Below are 4,204 nucleotides of genomic sequence, written 5' to 3' on the forward strand. Positions count from 1 at the left end.
CGGGCACATCCTTGGGCACCGATCCATCGGACTGGGCCAGGGCGCGTAACCGATCAGCCGCGAACCTGCCCGCCAAGGTCGTCAGGTGCGCATGCACCCGGGAGGTGCGCCGTAAGGCGGTGTAGGACTCGAACACACAGCGTTCCACCGTCTGGCGAGACACCACCCCCTCATACTTGGCGGCCAGGTCAGCGGCGGTACGGGCGAGCACGGCATGGGGCATCAACAGTTCGGGCTGCGCGCGGTGTTCACTGCGACTTAGCTGCTCGTCCAACAGATCCTCAGGCATCGCGAGCCGGCTCCTTCGACACATCCGGGCTGGAGGCAGTGGTTGGGGTGGTGAAGCGTTTCCGCAGTGCCAGGGACACGTACACGAGGGCGACGAGGACGGGGACCTCGATGAGTGGTCCGATGACTCCGGCCAGGGCCTGGCCGGATGTTGCACCGTAGGTGGCGATCGCGACGGCGATGGCGAGCTCGAAGTTGTTGCCCGCGGCGGTGAACGCCAGCGTGGTGGTTCGCGCATACCCCAGCCCCATCGCGGCCCCGAGCACGAACCCACCGCCCCACATCACCGCGAAGTAGATCAGCAGCGGCAGAGCGATCCGCACGACGTCCCACGGCTGCGACGTGATCTGCTCACCTTGCAACGCGAACAGGATGACGATGGTGAACAGCAACCCGTAAAGGGCCCACGGCCCGAGACGCGGCAGGAACGAGGACTCGTACCAGTCGCGGCCTTTGGTTCGCTCGCCGATGCGGCGGGTGAGGAAGCCTGCGACCAGGGGTATACCGAGGAAGATCAGCACCGACTTCGCGATCTGCCACGGCGAGGTGTCGATGGTGGTCTGCTCCAGGCCCAGCCATCCGGGCAACACCGAGAGGTAGAACCAACCCAGCACGGCGAACATGACCACCTGGAACACCGAGTTCAGTGCGACGAGAACAGCAGCGGCTTCGCGGTCGCCGCACGCCAGGTCGTTCCAGATGATGACCATCGCGATGCATCGGGCCAGGCCGACGATGATCAGTCCGGTCCGGTACTCCGGCAGATCCGGGAGCAGGAGCCAGGCCAGCGCGAACATCAACGCCGGTCCGATGATCCAGTTCAACGCCAACGACCCGAGTAGCAGGCGACGATCACCGGTGACCGAGTCGAGTCGGTCGTAGCGCACCTTGGCCAGCACCGGATACATCATGATCAGCAATCCGAGGGCGATCGGCAGCGAGATGCCGTCGAGCTCGACCGCCGCCAAAGTGTCACCCAGGCCGGGGACGACTCGACCGAGCAGCAGTCCGGCGACCATCGCGGCGCCGATCCACACCGGCAGAAACCGGTCCAGCGTCGACAACTTGCCCGCGACCGCGGTGTCGGTGGCGGTCACTGGTCGGCCTCACACGACCGCGTTTCCCCCACGACCGTGGCGAGATCGCCCAGCAGGCCCGACAGTTGTTGCAGCGCTTCGGTGTTCACCCGGTAGTACACCCAGGTCGCGCGGCGCTCGCTGGTCACCAGACCCGCCTGGCGCAGCACCTTCAGATGGTGCGAGATCGTCGGCTGCGACAGCTCGAACGGCCCGGAGATGTCGCACACGCACGCCTCGCCGCCCGGATGCGCAGCGACCTCCGACAGCAACCGCAGTCGAACCGGATCAGCGAGTGCCTTCAACAGTGGGGTGACAGCCCCGGTCTCGTCGCTACTGAGGCCGCGGCCGGGTGGCAGCAGGAGATTCTTATTCGACACGCGTCAATATTGACACACGTCGATGCAGGCGACAAGGTGGCCGACCTGGAAGCAGGCTTGCGCTTTCGCGTTGGTGTCCACGACAAGCAACCGGTTGGGCTCCGATCGAACCGCCATCCTCGGGTCAGCTCACGTGCCGCATTCAACGCTCAGACGGTGGCTGTTAATGAACCTATCGACCCTGTCGTCCGGCTAGCTATCTCGCAGTGGCCTGATGATGCACCCCGCGGAGCGGTCTCAACATTCTGCGTCGAACACGGAATTTCTCGAAAGTCGTTCTACGAGCTGCGTAAACGCGCCAAAGTCGAGGGGCCCGCGGCAGCCCTCGAACCGCGGACCCGCCGCCCAAAGTCGAGCCCGTCAGCGCTCAGTGACGAGGTCAAGTCACAAGCGGTGGCGGTGCGCGCCGCCTTGGAAAGGTCGGGTCTGGACCACGGACCGATCAGCGTGCACGACAAGATGCGGTCGATGGGCATGGCACAGGTCCCCTCGACAGCATCGCTGGCCCGCATCTTCCGCGATGCCGGAGTAGCCCGGCGTGAACCGAAAAAGAAGCCCCGCTCGGCGTGGCGGCGGTTCGTCTATCCCGCACCGAATGCGTGCTGGCAACTCGACGGCACCGAATACGTTCTGACCGGCGGACGTACGTGCGTCATCCTGCAACTGATCGACGATCACTCTCGCTACGCCGTGGGCTCCCACGTGGCCGCCGGTGAGACCTCCGACGCCGCGATCGCGGTGTTCGACAAGGCGGTGACCGCTCACGGCGTGCCCCAGCGACTCCTCACCGACAACGGGCCCGCTTTCAACCCCTCACGCCGCGGCCGCATCGGTCAACTCGTCGAACACGCCCACGCGCTCGGAGTCGAAACAATCACCGGCAAGCCCTACAAGCCCACCACGCAGGGCAAGAACGAACGCTTCCACCAGACACTGTTCCGCTACCTGGACAAACAGCCACTTGCCGACACCCTGGCCGAGTTGCAGGCCCAGGTCGACGCGTTCGACCACATCTACAACACCGAGCGGCCTCACCAAGGACTGCCCGGGCGGGTCACACCGTTGACCGCCTGGCAGGCAACACCGAAAGCCGACGCGCCACACCCCAAATTCGGTCGGCCGTTGCTCGATCCGCCGACACCACGCCCTCGGCCCGCACAGCGGCAACCCACCGACCTACCCGACGGCGTCCTGGCCAGAACTGTCAGCACCTCCGGCACCATCAGCGTGGACGCAGTCACCTACATGGTCGATGTGGACCACGCCTTCGACCAGGTCCTCGTTGTCACCGACGACAACACAATCGTCATCGCCAACACCGAAGGCGAAGTCCTCGTCGAACACCCCCGACCCGCCCCAGGAATCACCTACGTCGGAAATCGACAACCCCGCGGCCCACGCCCCACCAAGAAGACCGCACCGTCACCGAAGTCCTGACACACCAAGTGTCACCAATGTCCAGATGCAGAAACGTCACCGATGTCCCGATACATCACACGCCGTTGTCGGTATTGTCGGGTAATATAGAACACATATTCGACACGACGTGGGGCGGGGGTGGCGGCACGTGAACAGCAACAGCAAACCGAGCGACAGCGGAAGCGGTGGCGCGCCTTCGGCTTTGGGGTCGTCTGCGTTGGCTACTGCTGCGGTGGGGTCTGCGGATGCGGTGGTCGCCGAGAAACTGTCACGCCTGGCAGCGGTGTTGGATGAGTTGGCGACGGTGGATGTGTCGTTGGTGTCCGACGACGTGCTCGTCGAAGCCACCGTCGAGGCCGAACGCCTGGCGTTGCGCACGGCCGGTGCGGTCACCGATCGCTTGATCGTGGAAGCGTCCGACCGGGATCTACCGCACGGTTTGGGGTTCCGCGATATTCGCAACTTCATGGGGCAGCGTCTGCATATCGGTGATCCCGCAGCTAGGTATCGGGTGATCGCGGCGACCGGTTCATTCACCACCATCTGCGGCGACCGCCTCCCGCCCTCCTGTCCGACGTTGGCCGGCTACGTCGTGGAAGGACGCGTCGCCGGCGCACACGTCCGCGCGGTACTCGAGGTGTTGGAGGCCATCCCTAGTGAGGTGTCGGCGGAGACGAAAGCTGCTGCCGAAGCGCAGATGGCCGGGTATGCGATCCAGTTCACGCCTGCTGAGATCACCAACCTCGGTTCACGATTGTTGGCGCATCTCGATCCGGATGGGACGCTGACCAACCCGAAAGACCGGAAACGTCGACGCCGCTTGTGGGTGAACCGGCAGAACGCGCAACTCATGTCGCGGTTGACTGCCGATTTGGATCCGATCGCCCGAGCCCGGCTGGATACCGTGCTGGACTCGTGGGCTAAACCGGGCATGAACAACCCCGACGATCCCGACTCACCTGTGGGTCCGATCACCACCGCCAATGCTGAGCAGGTCGCGGCGGCGGCGTTGCGGGATCAACGCTCACCCGCCCAACGCAA

At 64.8% G+C, this 4,204-nt stretch carries 5 protein-coding genes; 2 read left to right on the plus strand and 3 right to left on the minus strand.

Annotated features, from left to right (window positions below; all coding sequences use genetic code 11):
* The 3 genes from A5766_RS04605 to A5766_RS04615 all read right to left on the minus strand — a co-directional run.
* Positions 1–289 (minus strand): three-helix bundle dimerization domain-containing protein (locus A5766_RS04605; RefSeq protein WP_442902949.1); only part of this gene is annotated, 289 nt, incomplete at its 3' end.
* Entirely contained in the window at positions 282–1,385 is a 1,104-nt protein-coding gene (gene arsB / locus A5766_RS04610; RefSeq protein ID WP_005179505.1) for an ACR3 family arsenite efflux transporter, read from the minus strand. The genes arsB and A5766_RS04605, both read right to left, overlap by 8 nt.
* Positions 1,382–1,744 carry an ArsR/SmtB family transcription factor gene (locus tag A5766_RS04615; RefSeq protein WP_007240805.1) on the minus strand — a complete coding sequence of 121 codons (363 nt, stop codon included), beginning with the start codon at positions 1,742–1,744 and terminating at the stop codon, positions 1,382–1,384. Before A5766_RS04615 ends, arsB begins: the two co-directional genes overlap by 4 nt.
* Before the next feature lie 156 nt (positions 1,745–1,900).
* On the opposite strand from A5766_RS04615, the gene A5766_RS04620 reads away from it, so the two are divergent.
* Both A5766_RS04620 and A5766_RS04625 read left to right on the plus strand, forming a co-directional pair.
* Positions 1,901–3,181, plus strand: a complete 1,281-nt coding sequence (locus A5766_RS04620; RefSeq protein ID WP_174299167.1) for an integrase core domain-containing protein — start codon at positions 1,901–1,903, stop codon at positions 3,179–3,181.
* 130 nt (positions 3,182–3,311) lie between these two features.
* Positions 3,312–4,204: DUF222 domain-containing protein (locus A5766_RS04625; protein WP_156527365.1), on the plus strand; the 893-nt coding region annotated here is incomplete at its 3' end.

The sequence above is a fragment of the Gordonia sp. 852002-51296_SCH5728562-b genome, assembly GCF_001665475.1.
GTDB classification, from domain to species: domain Bacteria; phylum Actinomycetota; class Actinomycetes; order Mycobacteriales; family Mycobacteriaceae; genus Gordonia; species Gordonia sputi.